Source organism: Roseovarius sp. MMSF_3350 (genome assembly GCF_030733425.1).
Lineage (GTDB): Bacteria > Pseudomonadota > Alphaproteobacteria > Rhodobacterales > Rhodobacteraceae > Roseovarius.
This window is the reverse complement of record NZ_JASHIZ010000007.1, coordinates 120,643-144,260: the sequence shown is the minus strand read 5'-3', so window position 1 is coordinate 144,260 and position 23,618 is coordinate 120,643. Positions and strand designations below refer to the sequence as shown.

The 23,618-nt window shown below is 66.0% G+C and carries 17 protein-coding genes; 13 read left to right on the top strand and 4 right to left on the bottom strand.

Annotation, left to right across the window (positions count from 1 at the left end; translation table 11 throughout):
- Nucleotides 1-63: 63 nt before the first annotated feature.
- From RBB31_RS08915 to cysG, 11 genes are all read left to right on the top strand, one after another.
- Complete coding sequence (locus RBB31_RS08915) at nucleotides 64-648, top strand: ANTAR domain-containing response regulator (RefSeq protein ID WP_306128932.1); 585 nt, start codon at nucleotides 64-66, stop codon at nucleotides 646-648.
- Nucleotides 645-1,814 (top strand): ABC transporter substrate-binding protein, encoded by a 1,170-nt coding sequence (locus RBB31_RS08910; protein ID WP_306128931.1) that lies wholly within the window; start codon nucleotides 645-647, stop codon nucleotides 1,812-1,814. The genes RBB31_RS08915 and RBB31_RS08910 overlap by 4 nt, the downstream gene beginning before the upstream one ends.
- 267 nt (nucleotides 1,815-2,081) lie before the next feature.
- Nucleotides 2,082-3,449, top strand: a complete 1,368-nt coding sequence (locus RBB31_RS08905; RefSeq protein WP_306128930.1) for a CmpA/NrtA family ABC transporter substrate-binding protein — start codon at nucleotides 2,082-2,084, stop codon at nucleotides 3,447-3,449.
- 89 nt (nucleotides 3,450-3,538) lie between these two features.
- The gene (locus RBB31_RS08900; protein WP_306128929.1) at nucleotides 3,539-4,615 is read left to right on the top strand and encodes an ABC transporter permease; all 1,077 of its coding nucleotides are present in this window, start codon (nucleotides 3,539-3,541) and stop codon (nucleotides 4,613-4,615) included.
- A 43-nt stretch (nucleotides 4,616-4,658) separates the two neighbouring features.
- Nucleotides 4,659-6,335 carry an ABC transporter ATP-binding protein gene (locus tag RBB31_RS08895; protein WP_306128928.1) on the top strand — a complete coding sequence of 559 codons (1,677 nt, stop codon included), beginning with the start codon at nucleotides 4,659-4,661 and terminating at the stop codon, nucleotides 6,333-6,335.
- Entirely contained in the window at nucleotides 6,332-7,306 is a 975-nt protein-coding gene (locus tag RBB31_RS08890; RefSeq protein ID WP_306128927.1) for a GAF domain-containing protein, read from the top strand. The genes RBB31_RS08895 and RBB31_RS08890 overlap by 4 nt, the downstream gene beginning before the upstream one ends.
- A gap of 13 nt (nucleotides 7,307-7,319) precedes the next feature.
- Nucleotides 7,320-9,761 carry a nitrite reductase large subunit NirB gene (gene nirB / locus RBB31_RS08885; protein WP_306128926.1) on the top strand — a complete coding sequence of 814 codons (2,442 nt, stop codon included), beginning with the start codon at nucleotides 7,320-7,322 and terminating at the stop codon, nucleotides 9,759-9,761.
- Between the two features lie 130 nt (nucleotides 9,762-9,891).
- Nucleotides 9,892-10,221 (top strand): nitrite reductase small subunit NirD, encoded by a 330-nt coding sequence (gene nirD, locus RBB31_RS08880; RefSeq protein WP_306128925.1) that lies wholly within the window; start codon nucleotides 9,892-9,894, stop codon nucleotides 10,219-10,221.
- Complete coding sequence (locus RBB31_RS08875) at nucleotides 10,221-12,851, top strand: nitrate reductase (RefSeq protein ID WP_306128972.1); 2,631 nt, start codon at nucleotides 10,221-10,223, stop codon at nucleotides 12,849-12,851. The genes nirD and RBB31_RS08875 overlap by 1 nt, the downstream gene beginning before the upstream one ends.
- A complete protein-coding gene (locus tag RBB31_RS08870; protein WP_306128924.1) occupies nucleotides 12,848-13,798 on the top strand; it encodes a glycosyl transferase family protein in 951 nt (316 codons plus the stop codon). The genes RBB31_RS08875 and RBB31_RS08870 overlap by 4 nt, the downstream gene beginning before the upstream one ends.
- 13 nt (nucleotides 13,799-13,811) lie before the next feature.
- Nucleotides 13,812-15,239: a siroheme synthase CysG gene (gene cysG / locus RBB31_RS08865; protein ID WP_306128923.1), complete on the top strand. Its 1,428-nt coding sequence runs from the start codon at nucleotides 13,812-13,814 to the stop codon at nucleotides 15,237-15,239.
- A 159-nt stretch (nucleotides 15,240-15,398) separates the two neighbouring features.
- Here cysG and RBB31_RS08860 read toward each other — a convergent pair whose 3' ends face one another.
- Both RBB31_RS08860 and RBB31_RS08855 read right to left on the bottom strand, forming a co-directional pair.
- Nucleotides 15,399-16,877 (bottom strand): UdgX family uracil-DNA binding protein, encoded by a 1,479-nt coding sequence (locus RBB31_RS08860; protein WP_306128922.1) that lies wholly within the window; start codon nucleotides 16,875-16,877, stop codon nucleotides 15,399-15,401.
- Entirely contained in the window at nucleotides 16,877-18,106 is a 1,230-nt protein-coding gene (locus tag RBB31_RS08855) for a putative DNA modification/repair radical SAM protein (RefSeq protein WP_306128921.1), read from the bottom strand. Before RBB31_RS08855 ends, RBB31_RS08860 begins: the two co-directional genes overlap by 1 nt.
- Before the next feature lie 169 nt (nucleotides 18,107-18,275).
- Here RBB31_RS08855 and RBB31_RS08850 point away from each other — a divergent pair, with 169 nt between their 5' ends.
- Complete coding sequence (locus RBB31_RS08850) at nucleotides 18,276-19,649, top strand: NAD-dependent succinate-semialdehyde dehydrogenase (RefSeq protein WP_306128920.1); 1,374 nt, start codon at nucleotides 18,276-18,278, stop codon at nucleotides 19,647-19,649.
- A gap of 43 nt (nucleotides 19,650-19,692) precedes the next feature.
- Nucleotides 19,693-21,207 (top strand): catalase, encoded by a 1,515-nt coding sequence (locus RBB31_RS08845; RefSeq protein ID WP_306128919.1) that lies wholly within the window; start codon nucleotides 19,693-19,695, stop codon nucleotides 21,205-21,207.
- A 130-nt stretch (nucleotides 21,208-21,337) separates the two neighbouring features.
- On the opposite strand, the gene RBB31_RS08840 is transcribed toward RBB31_RS08845, so the two are convergent.
- On the bottom strand, nucleotides 21,338-21,670 hold the full coding sequence (locus RBB31_RS08840) for a hypothetical protein (protein ID WP_306128918.1): 333 nt from the start codon (nucleotides 21,668-21,670) through the stop codon (nucleotides 21,338-21,340).
- Nucleotides 21,671-21,817: 147 nt separating this feature from the next.
- A complete protein-coding gene (locus tag RBB31_RS08835) occupies nucleotides 21,818-23,452 on the bottom strand; it encodes an FAD/NAD(P)-binding protein (RefSeq protein ID WP_306128917.1) in 1,635 nt (544 codons plus the stop codon).
- Between the last annotated feature and the right edge of the window lie 166 nt (nucleotides 23,453-23,618).

Below are 23,618 nucleotides of genomic sequence, written 5' to 3'. Positions count from 1 at the left end.
CGGGCCGCCGGAAAAGCGGATGGATCTATTGAGTGCCGCGTTGCAGCATTGCACTAAGGGGCCATGCAGAACCGGCTGACAGTTGTCGTGGTGGAAGAGGATCGGGACCGGGCCACCGGGATCGTCGATGCGCTTGCGCAGACGGGCGATTGCGACGTCTACGTGATCGGCAACTATTCCAGCCTGGCCCGCAAGATCGCAGAGCATTCCCCCGATATCGTGCTGATCGACATCGACAACCCGACCCGTGACACGATGGAGGAACTGACCCTGGCCTCGGGCCCGCTGGACCGGCCCGTCGCCATGTTCGTCTCGGGCGCGGCAGGCGGGTTGGCCCGCGACGCGATCGAGGCCGGGGTGTCGGCCTATGTGGTCGATGGGCTGGCGCCCGAACGGGTCAAGCCGGTGATGGACACCGCCATCGCCCGGTTCAGCATGGTCCGCCAGATGCGCAACGAACTGGCCGAAACCCGGCGTGCGTTGGAAGAGCGCAAGGTGATCGACCGCGCCAAGGGCCTGTTGATGAAGGCCAAGGGGATCGACGAGGACGCGGCCTATGCCCTGCTGCGCAAGACGGCCATGGACCAGGGGCGTAAGGTGGCCGACGTGGCCGAGGCGTTGGTCACGGCGGCGGGACTTCTGGGATGAGGCGCGTCACCATTCCCGTCGCCTATATGCCGCTGGTGGACGCGGCGCCGCTGATCGTGGCCCACGAACTGGGCTTTGCCGAGGCCGAGGCGATCGGGCTGGAGCTCGTGCCCGCGCCGTCATGGTCCTCGCTGCGGGACATGCTGGGGTTTGGCCGGGTCGATGCGGCGCACATGCTGTCTGCGGTGCCGGTCGCCATGAAAATGGGCCTTGGCGGGATGGGTGCTTCGCTGGCCGCTGTCTGCGTCCTGTCGGTCAACGGCAACGTGATCGGCATCGGGCGCCCGTTGGAGGACAGGCTGCGCGCGGCGGGCTACGGCTTTGACTTCGACGATGCGCGGGCCGCTGCCGCCGCGCTGAAACGGGCCGGCACCGGCAGGCTGGTCTTCGGCGTGCCGTTCCCGTTCTCGATGCATGTGGAGCTTTTGCGCTACTGGGCCGAACGGACCGATCTGGGTCTCGACAGTATCGAGATCCGCACCGTCCCGCCGCCGCTGATGGCCGACGCGCTGGAGGCCGGCGACATCGATGCCTTTTGCGTGGGCGAGCCCTGGGGATCGGTCGCGGTGGACAGGGGTGTGGGCGCGCTGTTGTTGCCCGGTCGCGCGATCTGGCAGGGGGCGCCGGAAAAGGTGCTGGCCACGCGCAGCGACTGGGCCGAGACCGAGCCGGACCTGCTGGGCCGTCTGATCCGGGCGGTCTGGCAGGCGAGCCGCTGGCTGGCCAAGCCGGACAGCCGCATCACCGCCGCCCAGATCCTGTCGCGCGAGGAATATCTCGACCTGCCGCTGGAGCTGATCGACAGGGCCCTCTCGGGCCGGATGATCCTGTCGCGCAAGGGCGAGCAGCGCGACTGCGACGGTTTCCTGCGCTTTCAGGGATCCGCCGCGACGTTCCCATGGCGCAGCCAGTCGAAATGGCTGGCCCATCGCCTTGACGCCGCGCATGGAACGGGGGCGGACAAGGACACGGCGGCGGCGGTCTTTCGCTCCGATCTTTATCGTCAGCACATGGCACAGACCGATGCGGACCTGCCCGGCGCCTCGGCCAAGGTAGAGGGGGCGATTCTGCATCCGACGGCGGTAGCGTCCTCTCGCGGGCAGTTGAATCTGCTCCCCGACCGTTTTTTTGATGGCGCGGTTTTCGACCCGGACGATCCCGGGTGATCACTTTTTAATCACCCGGCCGCGTGTTGCGTCCTTTTCAGCCGGATTGCCGGGATTTTTCTGGCTTGCAGCTCTCGGACGCGCCAAAAAGGGGTCGTCGATCCGCAACGGGGTGGATCGGACAGAATTCTTCCCAATGACAGGGACAGTCTGAGCAAGGTCGCTCGCTTTCCGCCGACGCATGTCGGGGGATGGTGAACGGCCTTTTTTTGCGTTTCCAGCCCGGCCACTCCTCGAGCCAGCCCGGGCGCATCGACAGGACGAATGATGAAAAAGCTTCTTTGCGGCATCGCCGCCACGACCGCACTTGCCAGCCCGGCCATGGCCGAACTTCTGGACCTGGAAAAGGACGAACTGACCTTCGGCTTCATCAAGCTGACGGACATGGCCCCGCTGGCCGTGGCCTATGAACAGGGGTATTTCCTCGACGAGGGTCTCTTCGTCACACTCGAGGCGCAGGCGAACTGGAAGGTCCTGCTGGACGGCGTGATCGACGGGCAGCTTGACGGCGCGCACATGCTGGCCGGTCAGCCGCTGGCGGCCACGATCGGCTTCGGCACCGAGGCGCATATCATCACGCCCTTCTCGATGGACCTGAACGGCAACGCGATCACGGTCTCGAACGAGGTCTGGGACCAGATGCTGCCGCATATTCCCAAGATGGAGGACGGCCGTCCGCAGCATCCGATCTCGGCCGAGGCGCTGGCGCCGGTGGTCGAGGAGTACAAGGCGCAGGGCAAGCCCTTCAACATGGGCATGGTCTTTCCGGTCTCGACCCACAATTACGAGCTGCGCTACTGGCTGGCCGCCGGTGGGCTGCATCCGGGCTATTACAGCCAGGAGAACATTTCGGGCCAGATCGGTGCGGATGTGCTGCTCTCGGTCACGCCGCCGCCGCAGATGCCCGCCACGCTGGAGGCCGGTACGATCTATGGCTACTGCGTGGGCGAGCCCTGGAACCAGCAGGCGGTGTTCAAAGGCATCGGCGTACCGGTGATCACCGACTACCAGCTTTGGAAGAACAATCCCGAGAAGGTATTCGGCATCACTGCCGAGTTCGCGGAGGAAAACCCAAACACGACGCTGGCGGTGACCAAGGCGCTTATCCGTGCCGCGATCTGGCTGGATGAAAACGACAACGCTAATCGCCCCGAGGCGGTCGAGATCCTGAGCCGTCCAGAGTACGTGGGCGCGGATGCCGAGGTGATCGCCAACTCGATGACCGGCTTTTTCGAGTTCGAGAACGGCGACAAGCGCGACATTCCGGATTTCAACGTCTTCTTCCGGTATAACGCGACGTATCCGTTCTATTCGGATGCCATCTGGTATCTGACCCAGATGCGCCGCTGGGGCCAGATCGCCGAGCCCAAGCCCGACAGCTGGTATGACGAGGTCGCCAAGTCGGTCTACAAGCCCGAGATCTACCTCGAAGCCGCCCGGATGCTGGTCGACGAAGGCCTGGCTGATGAAGCGGACTTTCCTTGGGACAGCGACGGCTACAAGGCGCCGACCCCGTCAGAGGATATCATCGACGGTATCCCCTACGATGGCCGCACGCCCAACGCCTATCTTGACAGCCTGCCGATCGGCTTGAAGGGCGAGCAGATCGTTGTTGGCACTGAGGTCGAAGGCTGACGAAAGGCCGGACCGCTCGTCCAACGCGACGGGCGGCCCGGCCAGACATGCCCGGCCCATTTGCCATTTTCGCAGCAAGGACCCCCTTTATGACCACCGTTGATCCGAATTTCACCGAAAGCGCAGACCGCGAAGCGCGCCGCGCGCGGCTCTTCACCCGCATCAACACCGCGGACAAATGGTTTCAGGTGCTGGGGCTGAGTTGGGCCACGCCGGTGCTCCGGGCTGCCGCGGGCGACAATCCCCGCGCCCAGGTCAAGGAGATCTGGCGCTTGCTGGCCGTGCCGCTGCTGGCGATTGCCGCGTTCCTGCTGCTGTGGGGTATGCTGGCCCCCAAGGTCGAAACCTCGCTTGGCACCGTGCCCGGCCCGGGACAGGTCTTGGCCGAGGCGGTCAACCTGCACGAGGACGCGGTGGCCAAGGCCGAAAAGCGGACGGAGTTCCAGGCCAAGGTCGACCAGCTCAACGAGCGTCTGATCGCCAGCGGGCGGGACCCCAAGGAACGCGCCTATACCGGGGCGCCCAGTTATTACCAGCAGATCTGGACCTCGATCCAGACGGTCTTTTTCGGCTTCCTTCTGGCGACGCTGGTGGCCGTGCCGCTGGGCATCCTGGCCGGGCTGTCTCCGACCGCCAACGCGGGGCTCAACCCGCTGATACAGATCTTCAAGCCGGTCTCGCCACTGGCGTGGCTGCCAATCGTGACGATGATCGTTTCCGCGCTGGCGGCGACCGACGAGGGGCTGTTTCCAAAGAGCTTCATCATTTCCGCGGTCACCGTGACGCTGTGCTCGCTTTGGCCCACGCTGATCAATACGGCGCTTGGCGTGGCCTCGATCGACAAGGACCTGGTGAACGTCTCGAAGGTGCTGAAGATGAACACCTGGACCAAGATCACGAAGCTGGTCCTGCCCTCGGCCCTGCCGCTGATCTTCACCGGTCTGCGGCTGTCGCTGGGCGTGGGGTGGATGGTCCTGATCGCCGCCGAGATGCTGGCGCAGAACCCCGGCCTGGGCAAATTCGTCTGGGACGAATTCCAGAACGGGTCTTCGTCGAGCCTCGCCCGGATCATGGTCGCCGTCCTGACGATCGGCATCATCGGCTTCCTGCTGGATCGTGTGATGTACGCGCTGCAGTCCCTTTTCACCTTCACGAACAACCGGTGACCCGCGCTCGAGCAGCGAAGCGGTAGCGCAAAAGGAAAACGTCATGAGCCTTCTCAAACTCGATAATGTCAGCCAGAGCTTCGGCACCGGCCTGCACGCCACCCACGTGCTGAAGGATATAGACCTGGAGGTGCAGGAGGGCGAGTTCCTCGTGCTGCTGGGCTTTTCCGGCACGGGAAAGACAACGCTGATCAACCTGATGGCGGGGCTGGAACACCCGACGAAGGGCAACGTCAGCTTCAAGGGCGCGCCCGTCACCGGGCCCGGCCCCGAGCGTGGCGTGATCTTCCAGAGCTATTCGCTGATGCCGTGGTTGACGGTGAACGGCAATGTGGGCCTTGCGGTGGACACGGTGTTTCCCGGGTTGTCCCGCGCGGAGAAGGCGGAGAAGGTGGCGCATTACGTCGAGATGGTCGGCCTGGGCCATGCCGCGACGCGCCGCCCGGCGGAGTTGTCGGGCGGGATGCGCCAGCGGGTCAACGTCGCCCGCGCGCTGGCGATGAACCCCGAGATGCTGCTGCTGGACGAGCCGCTGTCGGCGCTGGACGCGCTGACCCGCGCCAACCTTGCCGACGAGATCGAGCGGATCTGGCAGGCCGACCAAAAGACCTGCGTGCTGATCACCAACGACGTGGACGAGGCGATCATCCTTGCCGACCGGATCATCGCGCTGAACCCGGACGGCACGCTGGGCGAGGAGTTCACCGTGAGCATCCCGCGCCCGCGCGACCGGATGGAGATGAACACGGACGACACGTTCAAGCGCCTGCGCGCCGATGTCACCAAGTACCTGATGGACGTGGGCATCGAGGCCAAGGTCGAGGGCAGTCGCAACCTGCCCGACGTGACGCCGATCCACGGCCTGCCCGCCGCCATCAAGGACGCGCAGAAAGGGCTGATCGACGAGCGGTTCCTGGATTTCAGCCAGTTGCACAAGGTCTACCCCACGCCCAAGGGGCCGCTGACCGTGGTCGAGGATTTCGACCTCAAGATCGACCGTGGCGAGTTCATTTCGCTGATCGGTCACTCGGGCTGCGGCAAGTCCACCGTGTTGACCATGGCGGCGGGGCTGAACGGTATCTCGCAGGGGGCGATCAAGCTGGATGGCCGCCACGTCGAGGGGGCCGACCCCGAGCGCGCCGTGGTCTTCCAGTCGCCGAACCTCTTCCCGTGGCTCTCGGCGCGGGAGAACTGCGCCATCGGGGTGGACAAGGTCTATCCCCGCGCCAGCCAGTCGGAACGTCAGGATGTGGTGGAATACTACCTCGAACGCGTCGGGCTGGCCGATGCGATGGACAAGCCCGCCAGCGAGATGTCGAACGGGATGCAGCAGCGGGTCGGCATCGCCCGCGCCTTTGCCCTCTCGCCAAAGCTGCTGTTGCTGGATGAGCCCTTCGGGATGCTCGACAGCCTGACACGCTGGGAATTGCAGGAAGTGCTGATGGAGGTGTGGTCGCGCACCAAGGTCACGGCGATCTGCGTCACACATGACGTGGACGAGGCGATCCTGCTGGCTGACCGCGTGGTGATGATGACCAACGGCCCGCAGGCCACCATCGGGCGCATCACGAAGGTCGACCTGCCGCGCCCGCGCAGCCGCAAGGCGCTGCTCGAACACCCCGACTACTATCGCTATCGCCAGCAGGTTCTGGATTTCCTCGAAGAGTACGAGCACGGCGCGACACTCAAAGCCGGCGCATCGCGCAAGGCGGCGGCATGACCGCGCCCGTCACGGAGACACCCACCATGGATACCGTAGTGCAAGCCGCCACCGATACATTCATCCAGGTCTGCGAGGTCTGGGTGCCCGAGGGCGACCGCCTCGTGCTGGCAGGCGGCAATTACAACGGGCTCGCCGCGTTCGAGGAAACCTCGCGCAAGACCAGCTTCGCCAGGGGCGAGGGGCTGCCCGGCAAGGCCTGGGACGAGGCGCGGCCGGTCGTGCTCAAGCGGTTCGACGGGTCGTATTTCCAGCGGATCGAGGCGGCAAGGGAGGCTGGGCTGACAAGCGCAGTCGCCGTGCCCGTCTTCGCCGGCGCCACGCTGAAGGCCGTGCTGGTCGTCCTGTGCGGTGACGACGAGGCGCGCATCGGCGCCATCGAGGTCTGGACCGAGGACCACAGCGGGATGCTGATGCTCGATGACGGGTATTTCGGAGCCGCCGAAGAGTTCGCGTTCGTCTCGCAGCACACGCATTTCCCCAAGGGGCAGGGCCTGCCGGGCGGTGTTTGGGCAGCTCAGGCGCCGATCCTGATGCGCGACCTTGGCTCCGGCTACAAGTTCATCCGTGCCTCTGCCGCAGGAAAGGCGGGGCTGACCACGGGGCTTGGCCTGCCGGTGGCGACACCGGCGGAGCGACCCTATGTGCTGACGCTTCTTTCCGCGCGGGGCGCGCCCATCGCGCGCCGGTTCGAGATCTGGGATGCCCGGGCCACGCGCGACGGGCGCGCGATCCTGGCCGACGGGGTCTGCGAACGCGATGGCCCGCTGTGGCGCGACGACGGTGAAGGCACGCGCACCGAGGCGCCGACCGCCACCGCATGGAAAGGCGTGGTGGGCCAGGTGCTCGGCTCCGGCCTGCCGGTCGTGGCGCAAGGCGGCTCCGGCCTTCCGGCGGATTACACAAGTTTCGTCGGCCTGCCGGTCTATCGCGGCGAGACGCTCACCCACATCGTCGCCTGGTACAATTGAGAGGAGCCAAGCCATGACACGCAAGAAACTCGTGGTGATCGGCGCAGGGATGGCCTCGGGCCGTGCGCTCGAACACCTCTTCGACGCGGATCCCGACGGCTGGGACGTGACGTTGTTCAACGCCGAGCCGCGCGGCAATTACAACCGTATCATGCTGTCGCCGGTCCTGTCGGGTGAGAAATCCTACGAGGAGATCGTCACTCACGATGACGCCTGGTACGCCGATCATGGTGTGACCTGCCGCTTCGGCGAAAAGGTGACCGAAATCGACCGGACCGCCAGGACCGTGACCGGCGAGAACGGCACGGTGGACTATGACAAGCTGTTGATCGCCACCGGGTCGAACCCGTTCATGATCCCGCTGCCGGGGCATGACCTTGACGGGGTGATCGCCTATCGCGACCTCGACGACACCAATCGGATGATCGACGCCGCCGCCGCCGGGCCGGGGGCGCGGGCCGTGGTCATCGGGGGCGGCCTTCTGGGGCTGGAAGCCGCCGCCGGCCTGCGCCTGCGGGGGATGGAGGTGACCGTGGTGCACCTGATGGGGCACCTGATGGAACGCCAGCTGGACGAGGCCGCGGGATACCTGTTGCGCAAGGATCTCGAAAGCCGCGGCATCGACGTGCGCGTCTCGGCCAGCTCGAAGGAGATCCTGGGCCAGGACGGCCAGGTCCGGGCGCTGGTGCTGGAGGACGGCACCGAGCTGCCCTGCGACTTGCTGGTGATGGCCGTGGGCATCCGCCCCAACACCGCCCTAGCCGCCGAGGCGGGGCTGGCCGTGGGACGCGGCATTCATGTGGACGACCAGATGATCACGTCGGACGCGAATATTCTGGCCGTCGGTGAATGCATCGAGCATGACGGCGCCGTCTTCGGCCTCGTCGCGCCGCTCTACGACCAGGCCAAGGTGGTCGCCGCGACGCTGATCGGGGACGAGGCCGCCTTCAGGCCCAAGGAGCTGTCAACCAAGCTCAAGGTCACCGGCTGCGACCTGTTCAGTGCGGGCGATTTCGCCGACGGAGAGGGCCGCGAGGATATCGTCTATCGCGACCCAGCGCGCGGGGTCTACAAGCGGCTGGTGATAGAGGATGACCGGCTGATCGGCGCGGTCATGTATGGGAACACCGCCGACAGCAACTGGTTCTTCGGCCTCGTCCAGTCGGGCGAGGACATCTCGGAGATGCGCGAGACGCTTATATTCGGTCCCGCCTACCAGGGAGGGCCCGACGCGGACCCTCTCTCAGCCGTTGCAGCATTGCCGCTTGACGCGGAAATCTGTGGCTGCAACGGCATTTGCAAGGGCACCATCACAGACGCCATCGCGGGCGGCGCGACCGATCTGGGCGCGATCCGCGCGCAGACCAAGGCCAGTACCTCCTGCGGCACCTGCACCGGGCTGGTCGAACAGGTTTTGCAAGTCACGCTAGGCGACGACTTCCAGATGCCCGCGGCGCAGCCCATCTGCGGCTGCTGCGACCTGACGCATGAGGATGTGCGCCGCCTGATCAAGGGCCGGGAACTCAAAAGCCAGGAAGCCGTCTGGCAGGAACTGGGTTGGAAGACGCGCAACGGCTGTCACGTCTGCCGTCCGGCGGTCAATTTCTACCTGCTGGCGGACTGGCCTTTGGAATACCGCGACGACCCGCAAAGCCGTTTCGTCAACGAGCGCAAGCACGCCAATATCCAGAAGGACGGCACCTTCAGTGTCGTGCCGCGCATGTGGGGCGGCATCACCAACGCCGCCGAGCTGCGCGCCATCGCCGACGCGGCCGACAAGTATGACGTGCCCACGGTCAAGGTCACGGGCGGCCAGCGGATCGACCTTCTGGGCGTGAAGGGCGAGGACCTGCCCTTCATATGGGATGATCTGAACAAGGCGGGGCTCGTCTCGGGGCATGCCTATTCAAAGGGGCTGCGCACGGTGAAGACCTGTGTCGGCACCGATCACTGCCGGTTCGGCACGCAGGACAGCACCGGCCTTGGCATCAAGCTGGAACAGATCCTCTGGGGGTCCTGGACACCCCACAAGGTGAAGCTGGCGGTCTCCGGCTGCCCGCGCAACTGCGCCGAGGCGACCTGCAAGGACGTGGGCATCGTCTGTGTCGATAGTGGCTACCAGATCGGTGTGGGCGGCGCGGCGGGCATGGATGTGAAGGAAACCGAACGCCTTGTCGACGTTGCGACCGAGGCCGAAGCGATCGAATGGACCACCGCTTTCATCCAGCTTTACCGGGAAAACGCCAAATACCTCGACCGCCCCTACAAGTGGCTCGCCAAGGTCGGGCTGGACTGGGTGAAAGAAACGCTGGCCAGCGCAGACGAACGCGCACGGCTGGTCGCGGCCTTCGAGCTCAGCCAGTCGATCTATCGCAAGGACCCCTGGGCCGAGCATGCGAAACAGGCCGAGCGGTACCAGTCACTGGCGGACCTGACACTGGAGGCCGCGGAATGACGCGGCGTCTTTCGCTCCCGGTTGCCCGCCCCGACCCCCGAGCCAGGGCCTCCCGCATATGCCCGGACGCCGAGGTCCCGGGTCGGGCCCGGGACGCGGACCACGCAATTGCCACCCGAAAGGACGCAACATGAGCTGGATCGACATCTGTGCACTTGACGACATTCCCCTGCGCGGCGCGCGCAAGCTGAAGACGGCACAGGGCTGCATCGCGGTGTTCCGCACCGCCGAGAACGAGGTGTTCGCCACCTCGAACACCTGCCCTCACAAGGGCGGGCCGTTGGCGGACGGCATCGTGCATGGCCAGTCGGTGACCTGTCCGCTGCATAACTGGGTGTTCGACCTCGAAACCGGCCAGGCCCGGGGCGAGGACGCCGCGATCGCCACCTACCCACTGAGGGTCGAGGAGGGACGGGTATGGATCGACGCCTCGGGCGTCGTGGACCGGACCGCCGCGTGATGGACGGCGCGGACCAGCCCTGGACCCGTTCGACTTGCCCTTACTGCGGGGTCGGCTGCGGGGTGCTGCTGCGGCCCGACGGCGCAGGCGGGCTAGAGGTGCAGGGCGACGACGCGCACCCGGCCAACCTGGGGCGGCTCTGTTCCAAGGGTACTGCGCTGGCCGAGACGGTGGGGCTGGATCACCGCCTGCTGCACCCGCGCATCAACAGGCGGGACGCGGGCTGGGACGAGGCGCTGCAACTGGTGGCGGACCGGTTCACCGAGACCACCGCCCGGCACGGGCCGGACAGCGTGGCGTTTTACGTCTCGGGACAGTTGCTGACCGAAGATTACTATGTTGCAAACAAGCTGATGAAGGGGTTCATCGGGTCGGCCAATATCGACACGAACTCCCGGCTTTGCATGGCGTCCTCGGTGGCCGGGCACAAGCGCGCCTTCGGCACCGATACCGTGCCCGGCACCTACGAGGATATCGACGAGGCTGACCTTGTCGTGCTGGTCGGCTCGAACCTGGCGTGGTGTCACCCCGTTCTCTATCAGCGCCTGTTGGCGGCCCGAAAATCGCGCGGTACGAAGATCGTCGTCATCGACCCGCGCCGCACGGCCAGTTGTGACGGTGCGGACATGCACCTTGCTTTGCAGCCCGGCTCGGACGTGGCGCTGTTCAACCAGCTTTTCAGGACGCTTCACGACAAAGGCGCATTCGACACCACGTTTCTTGACCGGACCGAGGGAGTCGACGCCACGCTGGCGGCCGCGCGGGCGTCGGATCTGTCGGTCACCGGGCTGGATGCGGAGCAGGTTGCGGCATTCTGTGACCTTTGGATGCGGACCGAGCGCATTGTCACCATCTATTCGCAGGGGGTGAACCAGTCGACCTCGGGGTCTGACAAGGTGAATGCCATCCTCAACTGTCACCTGGCCACAGGCCGGATCGGCAGACCCGGATGCGGGCCGTTCTCGGTCACCGGCCAGCCCAACGCGATGGGCGGGCGCGAGGTCGGCGGGCTGGCCAACATGCTGGCCTGTCACCTGGATATCGAGAACCCCGACCACCGCAGCGCCGTGCGCACCTTCTGGGATGCGCCGCGCATGGCGCACGCGCCGGGGCTCAAAGCCGTGGACATGTTCCGCGCGGTGGCGGACGGGCGCATCAAGGCGCTGTGGATCATCCACACCAACCCCGCCGTGTCCATGCCCGAGGCCGATGCCGTGCAGGCCGCCATCGCCGGCTGCGACTTTACGGTCGTCAGTGATATCACCGACCGCACGGACACCGCGCGGCTGGCCCACGTCCTGCTGCCCGCCGCCGCATGGGCCGAGAAGGACGGCACCGTCACCAACTCGGACCGCACCATAAGCCGCCAGCGCCGTGTCCTGCCCGCGCCGGGGGCGGCGCGGCCCGACTGGCAGATCATCGCGCAGGTGGGCCAGCGGATGGGGTTCACACGCGCGTTCGACTATGGCAGCCCGGCCGAGATTTTCCGCGAGTATGCCACGCTGTCGGGAATCGCCGGCCGGTTCGGGCGCGATTTCGACATCTCGGGGCTCGCCGACCTCGACGACCGCGCCTATGACCGGCTGAAGCCGCAGCGCTGGCCCGTGACCGCCACTCGGCAGGGCGGACGGTTTTTCGGCGACGGGGCGTTCTATCACCCTGGTGGCAAGGCCCGCCTGCTGCCGGTGACATGGCGGCCCCCGGCGGCCCGCACAGAGCCACGGTTTCCCTTCCGGCTCAACACCGGGCGGGTGCGCGACCAGTGGCACACCATGACCCGCACCGCGCTCAGCCCGCGCCTGTCGGCGCACCTGGCCGAGCCATTCCTTGAAATTCACCCGTTCGATGCCGGGCGGCTTGGGATCGACGCCGCGGACCTTGTTCGCCTGTCCAGCCCGTCGGGCAGCGCCATCCTGCGCGCGCGGATCACCGACGCGGTCGCGCCGGGGCAGGTTTTCGCGCCGATGCACTGGACGGCAGAGACCGCGCCTTCGGCCCGGATCGACGCGCTGGTCGCCGCGGCCACCGATCCCGTCTCGGGCCAGCCCGAAAGCAAGGCGAGTGTCGTGGCCGTCTCGCGCTTGGATGCCGCCTGGTATGGCTTTGCCGTCTCGAACGGGCCCATGGCCCTGCGCTGTGAGTACTGGGCGCAGGCCCGCACGCAGGCCGGCTATCGCGCCGAACTGGCCGGGCTGGACCGGGTTGACGACTGGGAGGCCGAGGCGCGGAGGTTGTTTGACGCGCCGAACGCCACCGCCGCGATGATCACTGACGCACGGCGCGGCATCGCGCGGGTCGTGCTGCGCGAGGATGGTGTCGTGATCGGCGCGCTCTTCGTGGCTCCGAAGCCCGTCGCGGTGATGCGCGACTACATCGCCACTCTGCCGGGCACGGATGGCGCTGATGCGCTGACCGGCCGACCGCCGGCGGACGTGCCGAACCCCGGCCCGGTGCTCTGTGCCTGTTTCGGGGTCGGGGTGAACACCATCATCGACGCCGTCGAGAACAAGGGGGCGCTCAGCGTCGAGGCGATTGGCGAGATCCTCGGCGCGGGCACCAATTGCGGCTCCTGCCGGCCCGAGATTGCCGATCTGCTTCAAGGGCTTACCACAAGGGAGGCGGCGGAATGAGCCTGGCCGATCACGTGCGCATGCTGGGGCGCGGCCCCGGCCGGTCCCGCAGCCTGACACGGGAGGAGGCGCGGGACGCCATGCGGCTGATGCTGTCCGGCAACGCGGCCCCCGAGGCGGTGGGCGCGCTGTTGATGCTGCTGCGGATGAAAGGCGAAACGGCAGATGAAATCGCGGGCCTTGCCGAGGCCGCAGCCGGATGCGCGCCGGCATTGCCGCAGGTAGACCTCGACTGGCCGAGTTACGCCGCGGGGCGCACGCGCGGGCAACCCTGGTTCCTGCTGTCGGCGCGCCTTGTGGCGGATGCGGGGCACCGCGTGCTGCTGCATGGCTGGAACGGGCCGGACAGGAAGGTGCGCGAAAGCCTGGCCGAGGCGGGCATCGGGACCGCCACCGACGCAGACGGGGCCGCCCGCCTGCTGGACCGCGACGGAATTGCCTATCTGCCGCTGGAAAGCTTTCATCCGGCGCTGTTCCGGCTTCTGAACCTGCGCGAAGTCCTGGGCCTGCGCTCTTGCGTCAATACGGTGTGCCGGATGCTGAACCCGGCCCATGCGCGGGCCAGCGTGCAGGGGGTTTTTCACCCGTCCTACCGCCTGCTTCAGGCCGATGCAGCCACGCATCTGGGCTGGGAGGCGATGAGCGTGGTCAAGGGCGCGGGCGGGGAGTTCGAACGCAATCCGGCCAAGGACATCGCGGTCTTCGGCCTTCGTGCGGGGCAGCCGTGGGAAACCACCCTGCCCGCCAGCCGGCCTGAAACCCGCAGGCTCTCGGAGAGCGCCGCGCTTGCGCTCACGGATCTTTGGCAGAACCGGAACGCGCCTGCCTTTGAGGCGGACGTGATCACGGGGACCGCGGCACTGGCGCTCAATACGCTGGGAGTCGATGCGGCCGACTCCCGCGCCCGGATGCTCTGGCAAACCCGTGCGGGCCGGCGCGCCGCATAACAGGAGATACCCCATGAAAGCCTTTCCGATGTTCATCCGCACCACCGGCCGCCGCGTCGTGATCGTCGGCGGCGGAGAGCAGGCCGCGCAGAAGGCCCGCCTGCTGCTCAAGACCGATGCCGTGCTGGTGCTTGTGGCGGCCGCGCTCGAAGACGAGTTGCAGGCGCTGGTGCAGGACGGCCGCGCCACGCTTGTCACCAAGCTGACGCCGCAAGTGTTCACCGATGCCGCGATGGCATTCATCGGAACGGGATGTCCCGGGCTGGACGCCGCCGCCCATGCGCTGGCCAGGGCGGCGCACTGTCCGGTGAACGTCGTCGACCAGCCGGACCTTTGCGACATGACCACGCCCGCGATCGTGGACCGCGACCCGATCGTCGTGGCCATCGGCAGCGAGGGCACGGCGCCCGTTCTGACCCGCGACATCAAGACCCGGCTGGAACAGATGCTGCCGCAGACGCTTGGCGGGCTGGCGGCCCTGGCCGGGCGGTTGCGCCCTGCGGTGGAGCACCGCGTTCCCCGCGCACGGCGCCGGGCCTTCTGGGCGTGGGCCTTCAAGGGCGATCCGCGGCAGGCCTGGGTGCGCGGCCAGGAACGCGACGCCGCGCGCACCCTCAAGGCCGCCATCGCCGCGGGCGGGCCGCCCGAGCGGGTCACCGCCGGCCAGATCAGCCTTGTCGGCGCCGGTCCCGGGGCCCGCGATCTGCTGACCCTGCGCGCGGTGGAACGGCTGCAGGAGGCGGATGTGATCTTCTACGACCGTCTTGTCGACGCGGAGGTGCTGGAACTGGCGCGCCGCGATGCGGAACGGGTTTTCGTCGGCAAGCATGTCGGCGCCCATGCCTGGCCGCAGGACCGGATCAACCACATGATCGTGGCCGCCGCCCGCAAGGGACAGCGCGTCGTGCGTCTGAAATCCGGCGACCCCGGCATATTCGGACGTGCCACCGAGGAACTTGACGCCGCGCGCGCCGCCGGGGTGGCCGTGGAACTGGTGCCCGGCGTGACCGCGGCCTCGGCCGCCGGCGCCATGCTGGGCCGGAGCCTGACGGAAAGAAACGTGGCCGACACGCTCGTCCTGACCACCGGCACGGGATGCGCAAGCGACCCTGCCCCCGACAGCACGCGCCATTCCGGTCCTGGCACGACCACGGCTTTCTACATGGGGGTACGCCATGCCCGGCGCCTGGCCTGCGACCTGATGCAGAAGGGGTTGCCGGCAAATGCGCCGGTCGATATCGCCTGCGACATCTCCAAGCCCGGCGAGCGGCACATAGCCACCACGCTTGGGGCCCTGGCCGAAACCCTGGATAGGAACGACGTGACCGGATGCGCCGTGATGCTGGTCACCTGGCCGAAGCCGTGTACTGAACGGTCTCTCCAAGGTCCGGGTCTGGCCGAGGTCGGGCCGCTGGCGAAGAAAGACGCGATGTGCCTGTAAGTTTCGGGGTCGGCTGGCTGTGAGGCACCTGGGCAGGAGGCGCTGAGACAGGATAATCTGCGCCGGCGCGCCGCCATTTTCGCCGTCGACCTCACCCATTTTCCCAGCAATCGAAGCATGCTGTGGGCGGAGCTGACAAGTCCTGACACGGACGCCTCGCTACGCCGTGTGTCTTGCTGCCTTGGGGGGAAGGCCCGGCGGGGCCGCGTCATGTGCGCTTTCGGCGCGAAGAATTTCGGCAGCGGCGGCAAGGTCGTCGCGCAGTTCCCGGCGCGCCGCGCGCCCGGCGCTGCCCTCGAGGCGCAGGATGTAGCTGGGGTGCCATGTCACCAGCACCGCGCCGCCATCATGTGCGGCTTCGATCTGGCCGCGGCGCGGTTTCATTGGCGCATCGTTGCCGGTCAGGGCATAAGCCGCCGAGCCCCCAAGCGCGACCGTCAGCGTCGGTTGCACGAACCGGCGTTCGAGGTCGAGCCACCAGCGGCAATGGTCGATCTCGTGCCGGTCCGGGTTCTGGTGCATCCGGCGCTTGCCCGTGGGGCGGAATTTGAAGTGCTTGACCGCGTTGGTCATCCAGCTGTCGCCAACCTCGGCCTCATCCATGAGTGTGGTCAGCAATTGTCCCGCGGGACCCACGAAGGGTTTACCGGCAAGATCCTCGGCATCGCCGGGCTGTTCGCCCACGATCATCAGGTCGGCCTGCGCATGCCCCCTGCCCCAGACGGTCTGGGTGGCGGCCTCGCACAGGCCGCAACGCTTGCAGTGCATGGCAGCGGCGCGGGCTTCCTCCATGCTTTTCGGCAGGTCGGGAACCTTCGGCTGCGGCAGCCGTCCCAGGATGCGTTCCGCGCGGGCCGGTGTATCGGTCGGCATGGCGGCGCGCATCCTTTCCACCCGCGCCTCGGCGTCGGCGAGCATGCCGGGGATGAGATCGGTCTCGGGCAGGTTCTTCCAGTATTTCAGCGGCATTTCCGAGCGCATGGCCTGAAGATGCAGGCGCGCAGGATTGAAGATGTTGGCGAAATAAGTGCCCCACAGTGCCTCTGACGCGTCTTCGGGCAGGTCGGGGCGCGCCGCGGGCGGATGGAAGGTATGCATGCCATCCTCAAAGCGGGTCACCCCCTGCGGCGTGGCGATCATCCAGTCCATGTCGGCGAAGCGCTTGGCGAAAAAGGGCGTGCCGGTTTCCAGGATGTAGTGATCGGGCTCGAACCACGCGCCGAAGCTGCGGCGAGGGCCGTCGGAGGGCAGTTCCCGGAAGCGGACGAAAGCGTGCATCTTGTGAATGTCCCGGCGCACGGCCTTTTGCAGGACCGAGAGCTTGCGGGCGATCGGATCGGCGGGATTGGCGAGCGCGCGGCGGTTGGTCTGGTGACGGTGAAGCGCCTGGTAGAGCAGAGTCGGCGCCTCGGTGCCGGAGTGGCACAGCGTGGTCCTAGCCAGCGACAGGAAATCCTTGGTCGTGGTTACCGCATGGAAGCCATCGGCCGCGGGCAGCGGGTCGGCAGGGAAGAGGCTGCTGTCCTCTCCCCTGCTCCACTCCACCTCGTCCGGCGGGACGGCATGGGTCAGAAGGCGTCGGGCGGCGTCGCGCCACGCCTCGAAAAAGCCGAGCGTCGGGAGGATGACCCGATACATCAGAACAGGCTCAATTGTTCCGGCGCGGGCGCGAAGCGGGCGCGCAGGTCAACGCTGTCGGTCAGGCCGGCTGGGGACCAGTCTGGCGTGGTAATGAAGGATTTCGCCATACCCATCCGTGCGCCCATGCGCAGAAGGTCGCCATATCGCAGGACGCCCGAGCGGCGGGCCGTCAGGATGCGATTGACGGTCTTGGTCCCGAACCCCGGTACGCGCAAAAGCACGTCCCGCCCCGCGCGGTTCACGTCGACGGGAAACTGCCCGCGATGCGCCAGCGCCCAGGCGAGTTTCGGGTCGATATCGAGGTCGAGATTGCCCGAGGGCGCCACATCGGTGATCTCGTCCACGTCGAAGCCGTAGAAACGCAAGAGCCAGTCGGCCTGGTAGAGCCGGTGTTCGCGCACCAGGGGCGGCTTGATCAGCGGCAGCATGGCGGAGCTGTCGGGAATGGGCGAGAAGGCCGAGTAGTAGACACGGCGCAGCTTGTAGCCGGTATAGAGCCGCGATGAGGTCGTCAGGATCGCCTTGTCGTTCGAGGCATCCGCGCCGACGATCATCTGGGTGGACTGACCGGCGGGTGCGAATTTCGGCGCGCGCTTGCCCGTGTGAGAGCGCTCCTTGCTGGCCTGCTGTTTCAGCCGGACGGAGGCCATCGCCGCGCGGATCGTCTCGGGGCGTTTCTGCGGCGCCAGCGTGCGGGTGCTGTCATCCTTGGGCAGCTCGATATTGACCGACAGGCGGTCGGCATAGCGCCCGGCCTCGTCGATCAACTCCTGGCTGGCTTCGGGGATGGTCTTGAGGTGGATGTAACCCTTGAAGCCATGATCCTCGCGCAGCATCCGGGCGATGCGGGTGATGTCGGCCATGGTGTCGTCCGGGCTCTTGATGATGCCGGAGCTGAGGAAAAGCCCCTCGATATAATTGCGGCGGTAGAATTCCAGCGTGAGGGTGACGACCTCTTCGGGCGTGAAGCGGGCCCGCTCCACCCCGCTGCTGACGCGGTTGATGCAGTAGGCGCAGTCGTAGATGCAGAAATTCGTCATCAGGATCTTGAGCAGGCTGATGCAGCGCCCGTCCGGCGTGTAGGCGTGGCAGATCCCGCTGCCGCCCGCACTGCCGATGCCGCCATTGCGGCTGTCGCGGCGGGTCGTGCCGGACGACGCGCAGGAGGCGTCGTATTTCGCGGCGTCGGCGAGGATGGCGAGCTTGTCTGACAAGGTTTTGCGCATGCGAACAAAAGTAGAACATATGCGCGTGATTGCAAGACCAGTTAACGCGTGCGTGCGGACAATTTGGCGCAGGTTTGCTGTCGGCGCGGCATCCGCGCGCACCTGCCGGAACATGTGACGGCTGATCGGGTTAGTCGAACAAATCCACTTCATTTACCGAGAGGTCGTTATGTCCAGGATCGAGACCATCAATCCAGCCACCGCCGAAAAGATCGCAGATTACCAGACCATGAGCGAAACCGAGGCCTTCGAGGCCGTGGAAGCGTGTCACGTGGCCTTCCTCGACTGGCGCGAGAAGACCCATGAGGAACGCGGTGCGGTGCTGAACGCGATTGCCAGCGAACTGCGCGAACACACGACCGAGCTGTCGCAGCTGATGACCCGCGAGATGGGCAAGCTGCTGAAAGACGGCGAGGACGAGGTCGAATTGTGCGCGCAGATCTTCGAGTACACCGCCGCGCAGGGGCCCGAAGACCTCAAGGACGAGACGCGCGACCTGGGTAATGGCGACAAGGGCTTGGTGACGTATCAGCCGATCGGCGTGGTTTATTCGATCCAGCCGTGGAATTTCCCGATGTATCAGCCCGTGCGCGTGCTGGCCGCAGCTTTGATGGCCGGCAATGGCTGTGTTCTGAAACATGCCGCGATCTGCACCGGCAGCGCGTTGCGCCTGCGTGAGATCTGCATCAAGGCGGGTCTGCCCAAGAACCTGTTCCGCGTTCTGCTGATCGATCACGATACCTCGGACAAGATCATCGAGCATGACAAGGTGCGCGGTGTCACCATGACCGGCTCGGATTCGGCTGGCAGCCATATCGGCTCGGTCGCCAGCAAGGCGCTGAAGAAGACCGTTCTGGAACTGGGTTCGAACGACGCTTACCTCGTCCTGGAAGACGCCGACGTGGAACTGGCGGTGAAGCTGTCGGTTCAGGGACGGCTCTACAACAACGGCCAGACCTGCGTGAACGCAAAGCGGTTCATCGTCAGCGACAAGGTCTATGACCAGTTCGTCGACGCCTACGTCGCGGCGATGAAGAAGATCAAGGTGGGCGATCCAAGCGACGACGACACCGAGCTTGGCCCGATGAGCAGCCAGGAACAATTGGATACCGTGGCCGAACAGGTCGAGGCCAGCGTCAGGAAGGGCGCCAAGATCCTGTGCGGCGGCAAGGCGTTCGACCGCGATGGGGCGTACTATCCCGCGACCGTGTTGGGCGATGTCACGCCCGGAATGCCCGCCTATGACGACGAGATTTTCGGCCCCGTGGCCTCGGTCATCCGCGCCAAGGATGACGAAGACGCGATGCGTATCGCCAATGACAGCCGGTATGGCCTGGGCGGCGGCATCTTTTCCAAGGATACCGGGCGCGCCACCGAGATGGCGAAGAAGTACTTCGACACCGGGATGGTGCGGATCAACAGCTTTGGTGCCGCGCACCCGAACATGCCCTTCGGCGGCGTCAAGGACTCCGGGTATGGTCGAGAGCATGGCGGCTTCGGCGTGCGGGAGTTCGTGAACATCAAAGGCATCTGGCTGGATTGATCCAGCCCCCATGCCCATTCGATACGAGACAGAAAGCGTAGCCATGAAAAAGAAACCGACACTGACCACCACCTCCGGCAGCCCCTACACCACGAACGAGACCTCGCGCACCGCCGGTGCGCGGGGTCCCGTGATGCTGGAGGACCACCAGCTGATCGAAAAGCTCGCGCACCAGAACCGCGAGCGCATCCCCGAGCGTGTGGTGCACGCCAAGGGCTGGGGGCTGCAGGGCACCTTCACAGTGACGAAGGACATCACGCGCTACACGTGCGCCAAACTTTTTTCAGAGGTCGGCAAGCAGACCGAGGTGCTGTCTCGCTGGTCCACCGTTGCCGGCGAAAGCGGTGCGGCGGATGCCGAACGTGACGTGCGGGGGTTCTCGCTGAAATTCTATACCGAGGACGGGAACTGGGACATGGTGGGCAACAATACCCCCATCTTCTTTGTCCGCGACGCGTTCAAGTTTCCCGACTTCATCCGCACGCAGAAGCGCCACCCCAAGACCAACCTGCGCTCGCCCGAGGCGATGTTCGACTTCTGGGCGGGTCAGCCCGAAAGTGTCCACCAGGTGACGATCCTGATGTCAGATCGCGGCATTCCGCGCAGCCCGGCGCACATGAACGGCTACGGCAGCCACACCTACTCTATGTGGAACGACATGGGCGAGCGGCACTGGGTGAAGTTCCATTTCCGCACCCACCAGGGTCACGAAACATTGTCGGATGCCAAAGCTGCCGAGATCATCGGGCACACGCGCGAAAGCTATCAGGAAGAGCTGTGGCACATGATCGAGGACGGCAAGCATCCCAAGTGGACGCTGTTCATCCAGGTGATGACCGAGGAACAAGCGCTGGAGACGGAGTTCAATCCGTTCGACCTGACGAAGGTCTGGCCCCATGGCGACTTCCCGCTGATCGAGGTGGGCGAGCTGGAAATGCACACTTTCCCGGAGAACTATTTCCAACTGGTCGAGAATGCGGCCTACAGCCCGAACAACGTGGTGCCCGGCATCGGCTTTTCACCCGACAAGATGTTGCAGGCACGGCTGTTCGCCTATGCCGACGCCCATCGCTACCGGCTGGGCACGCATTACGAGATGCTGCCGGCCAACGCGCCAAAACAGGCCAAGGTGAACCATTACCACAAGGACGGCGCTATGCGGTTCTTCACCAATGATTTCGGCAATCCGAACGCCTATTACGAGCCGAACCAGTACGACGGCCCCGTCGCCGACGAAAGCGCCGAGGAACCGCCCTTGCGGATTGACCCCGAAGCCGTGGTGGGCCGGTTCAAGCAGGTGGAAAGCGAGGTCGATTACGTGCAACCCCGCAAGCTCTACGCCGAGGTGCTGAGCGATGAAGAGCGAGACCGCCTGCACAAGAACATGGCGGGCGGCATGGCGCCTGTGTCGGAGCCGGTCAAGGAGCGCTGGCTGTCAGTCCTGAAGAAAGTGCATCCCGAGTACGAGGCTGGCGTCCGCAGGGCGTTGGAGACCGGTAATCACGGCGAGCCGTCGCTGCCGGTGACCGACGATACGCCGGTGAAGGTCGCCGAGTAGACAAATCTGGGGTGGCAGGCTGCAACTCAGCCTCCCACTCTTCTCCCGAAAGCGCGATTATCATCGTAGACATGAAAAAGGCCGGCACTTCGTATTGGAGTGCCGGCCTTCTTTCGTTGATTCAGTCGCCTTACTGCGAGGTCGTGGTGCTGCTGGAGCCGTCAAGGGCGATAATCAGCAGTGCACCCGCGCCAGCGGCTGCGGCGGCGGCTGCGGCCGGGCCTGGGCCCATGCCGAGACCGGCACTTGCACAACGCGCCTGCACAAGGGTGCCGCCCTGTGCGAAGGTCGCGCCAAGAAGTTCGGCGCCGCCACAGGCGTTTACGCGTGCTGCATACGCCAAGGCGGATTCGCCCGCGGCAATAGGCGGGCCGTCCTGAACCGGAGCGACCTGCGCCGTGGCCTGGATGGGCATCATCGCACCAAAGGCGATTGCGCATGTTGTTGCTAGGAATTTCTTCATTTCATTCGCCTCGTTACTTGTTCGACCGGCATGCGCAAGCGTTGCGCAAGCACACACATACACTCCCACTGTAGACCGGATGAAACCATGATCAACCCATTTCCCTGCAATGGGCGCCGATCCGCTGGCAATATAAGGGTGCTGCCACTAATTCCGGCGCTGCATGTTACGCGCGATCACGCCCCGGGCCCAGCGCACCGAGGCCTGGCCGAAACAGTCGTGCAGCGAATCGGCCGCGATGACACTGCCCAGCGCCAGCCGGCCAAGAAACCCCAGACCGGGGACGATATGGCCATCCCTATCCAGTAACTGCCCGTCCGCGACCACATTCGCGGCCAACCCGTCGGATATCGCACACAGCCGACCCTGCGCGATCAACCCGGTAATCAGCGGCGTGCGGACTTGCGACAGATCGGGCGAGGGCAACACCCCGTCCACCATGACATCGGCCTCGACGCCAGCGCCATTGGCGGCAAGCGTCCAGCCGGTCCCGGTCATCGAAATGACGGGATCGGCGGTAAAGTCGAGCGTCACCACGCCCGCCGCGACCAGCGCCGCCAGTTCGCGGCTGGCCGAGACGGGCGGGCCGTAGGAATATCGCTTCAGTCCTTCGTCGAAAGCCACCAGCATGCGGGCGGTCTCGGGCGGTGTGCTCGCGAGGTTGTAGCCTCGGCGCAGGGCGTTCTGCCACTTGCGCCAGACCTGTCCGAAGACATAGCCGGCAGACGGCGCAACGCGGCCCTCGGCCATGGCGATCCCGGCGTCGAGAGCGCGGGTCGCAGGGCCGGTTTCCTGCGAACCGGGGTCATCCCATTCGCGGTCGAGCCAATCGGCGGCATCGTCGGAGGCGTCGCCGATTTCGTCCAGCACCCGGCGGACAGCAGCCAGAAGCGCACCGGAGACCTGCGCCCGCGCGACGTCGGGCGTGGCTTCGGACGCGGACGAGATGGCGCGGGCGAAGGCGTCGGTTTCCGCCTCGGTCGGCTCGAACCGTGCATCGAGCGCCGCCGTCTCGGGCTTGGGGAACGGCGGCAGCCCTTCCAGCGAGAACGGCACCAGAAGACCCGGCTCCGAACCCGAATTTATGTAGCGTCCGTTCTTGAACCGCCCGCCCTGCCCCAGTGTCAGCAGCCGGATCACGTCGAAGGCCGACAGGGCAAGGCCCCGGATCGCCACTGTCTGTCCGGTCCATCCGGCGGCGTCGCGTTGCAGTTTCCAAGCCGGATAGGCCTGCCGCAACACGGCGCCCGTTTCGGCGGCGTGGGTTTGCCACTCGCCAAGCTGCTCGTCCGGGGCGACCGCAGGCTGACCTAGGGTCAGGAGAACCTCGTCATAGGGGCCAAAGCTTTGCGGGCCACGGCGCAGCATCCAACCGTCCCCGCCACGCTCTACGCTGTCGATCGCCGCGGTGTCATGGCGCAGCGCCAGCCCCCCGTCGCGGCGCAGGTCGTCATAGCGCGCCGCAAGGTAGCGCCCAAGATCGCGGCGGCGCGGAAACATGTCCGGTCCCGGCGCGGGGGTCAGCCAGTCGGCGAAAGCACCGCAGCGCGAGCCGCGCGGCGGGCGGATGTCGATGTCGCGCATGGGTATGTTCAACTGGCAGACCGGGCTTTCGTCAGGGTCGAAATTGGGGCCGGCACCGGGCGGAAACGCGGGCTCGAACAGATCGACATTGAGCGCCATCGCATCGGACGCCGCCTGCTCGGCCAATGCCTCCAGCGCGCCGAGGCCGCGCGGGCCAAAGCCGACGACGGCGATTTTCGTTGCGCGTTTCCCCGCCATGGCCGCCCCGCGATTTCCTCTTGCTGCCGGCATGTTGTAGCGCAATCGCGCCCGCTTCAAGCGAATGTCGGTGACGCTCCGCCCGGAAAAGGAGCGACGCCGGTATTTCGCGGCTGCGCGTTGCGTTCCGCAGTCGCCTTGCCGGAAGTTGTGGTCTAGTGTCGGG

What these genes read in the sequence shown, in the direction of transcription:
- nirB (WP_306128926.1), top strand. Translation starts at nt 7,320, where the DNA reads ATGACACGCAAGAAACTCGTGGTGATCGGCGCAGGGATGGCCTCGGGC.
- nirD (WP_306128925.1), top strand. Translation starts at nt 9,892, where the DNA reads ATGAGCTGGATCGACATCTGTGCACTTGACGACATTCCCCTGCGCGGC.
- RBB31_RS08870 (WP_306128924.1), top strand. Translation starts at nt 12,848, where the DNA reads ATGAGCCTGGCCGATCACGTGCGCATGCTGGGGCGCGGCCCCGGCCGG.
- RBB31_RS08895 (WP_306128928.1), top strand. Translation starts at nt 4,659, where the DNA reads ATGAGCCTTCTCAAACTCGATAATGTCAGCCAGAGCTTCGGCACCGGC.
- RBB31_RS08840 (WP_306128918.1), bottom strand. Translation starts at nt 21,670, where the DNA reads ATGAAGAAATTCCTAGCAACAACATGCGCAATCGCCTTTGGTGCGATG.
- RBB31_RS08845 (WP_306128919.1), top strand. Translation starts at nt 19,693, where the DNA reads ATGAAAAAGAAACCGACACTGACCACCACCTCCGGCAGCCCCTACACC.
- RBB31_RS08835 (WP_306128917.1), bottom strand. Translation starts at nt 23,452, where the DNA reads ATGGCGGGGAAACGCGCAACGAAAATCGCCGTCGTCGGCTTTGGCCCG.
- cysG (WP_306128923.1), top strand. Translation starts at nt 13,812, where the DNA reads ATGAAAGCCTTTCCGATGTTCATCCGCACCACCGGCCGCCGCGTCGTG.
- RBB31_RS08900 (WP_306128929.1), top strand. Translation starts at nt 3,539, where the DNA reads ATGACCACCGTTGATCCGAATTTCACCGAAAGCGCAGACCGCGAAGCG.
- RBB31_RS08860 (WP_306128922.1), bottom strand. Translation starts at nt 16,877, where the DNA reads ATGTATCGGGTCATCCTCCCGACGCTCGGCTTTTTCGAGGCGTGGCGC.
- RBB31_RS08915 (WP_306128932.1), top strand. Translation starts at nt 64, where the DNA reads ATGCAGAACCGGCTGACAGTTGTCGTGGTGGAAGAGGATCGGGACCGG.
- RBB31_RS08855 (WP_306128921.1), bottom strand. Translation starts at nt 18,106, where the DNA reads ATGCGCAAAACCTTGTCAGACAAGCTCGCCATCCTCGCCGACGCCGCG.
- RBB31_RS08875 (WP_306128972.1), top strand. Translation starts at nt 10,221, where the DNA reads ATGGACGGCGCGGACCAGCCCTGGACCCGTTCGACTTGCCCTTACTGC.
- RBB31_RS08910 (WP_306128931.1), top strand. Translation starts at nt 645, where the DNA reads ATGAGGCGCGTCACCATTCCCGTCGCCTATATGCCGCTGGTGGACGCG.
- RBB31_RS08850 (WP_306128920.1), top strand. Translation starts at nt 18,276, where the DNA reads ATGTCCAGGATCGAGACCATCAATCCAGCCACCGCCGAAAAGATCGCA.
- RBB31_RS08890 (WP_306128927.1), top strand. Translation starts at nt 6,332, where the DNA reads ATGACCGCGCCCGTCACGGAGACACCCACCATGGATACCGTAGTGCAA.
- RBB31_RS08905 (WP_306128930.1), top strand. Translation starts at nt 2,082, where the DNA reads ATGAAAAAGCTTCTTTGCGGCATCGCCGCCACGACCGCACTTGCCAGC.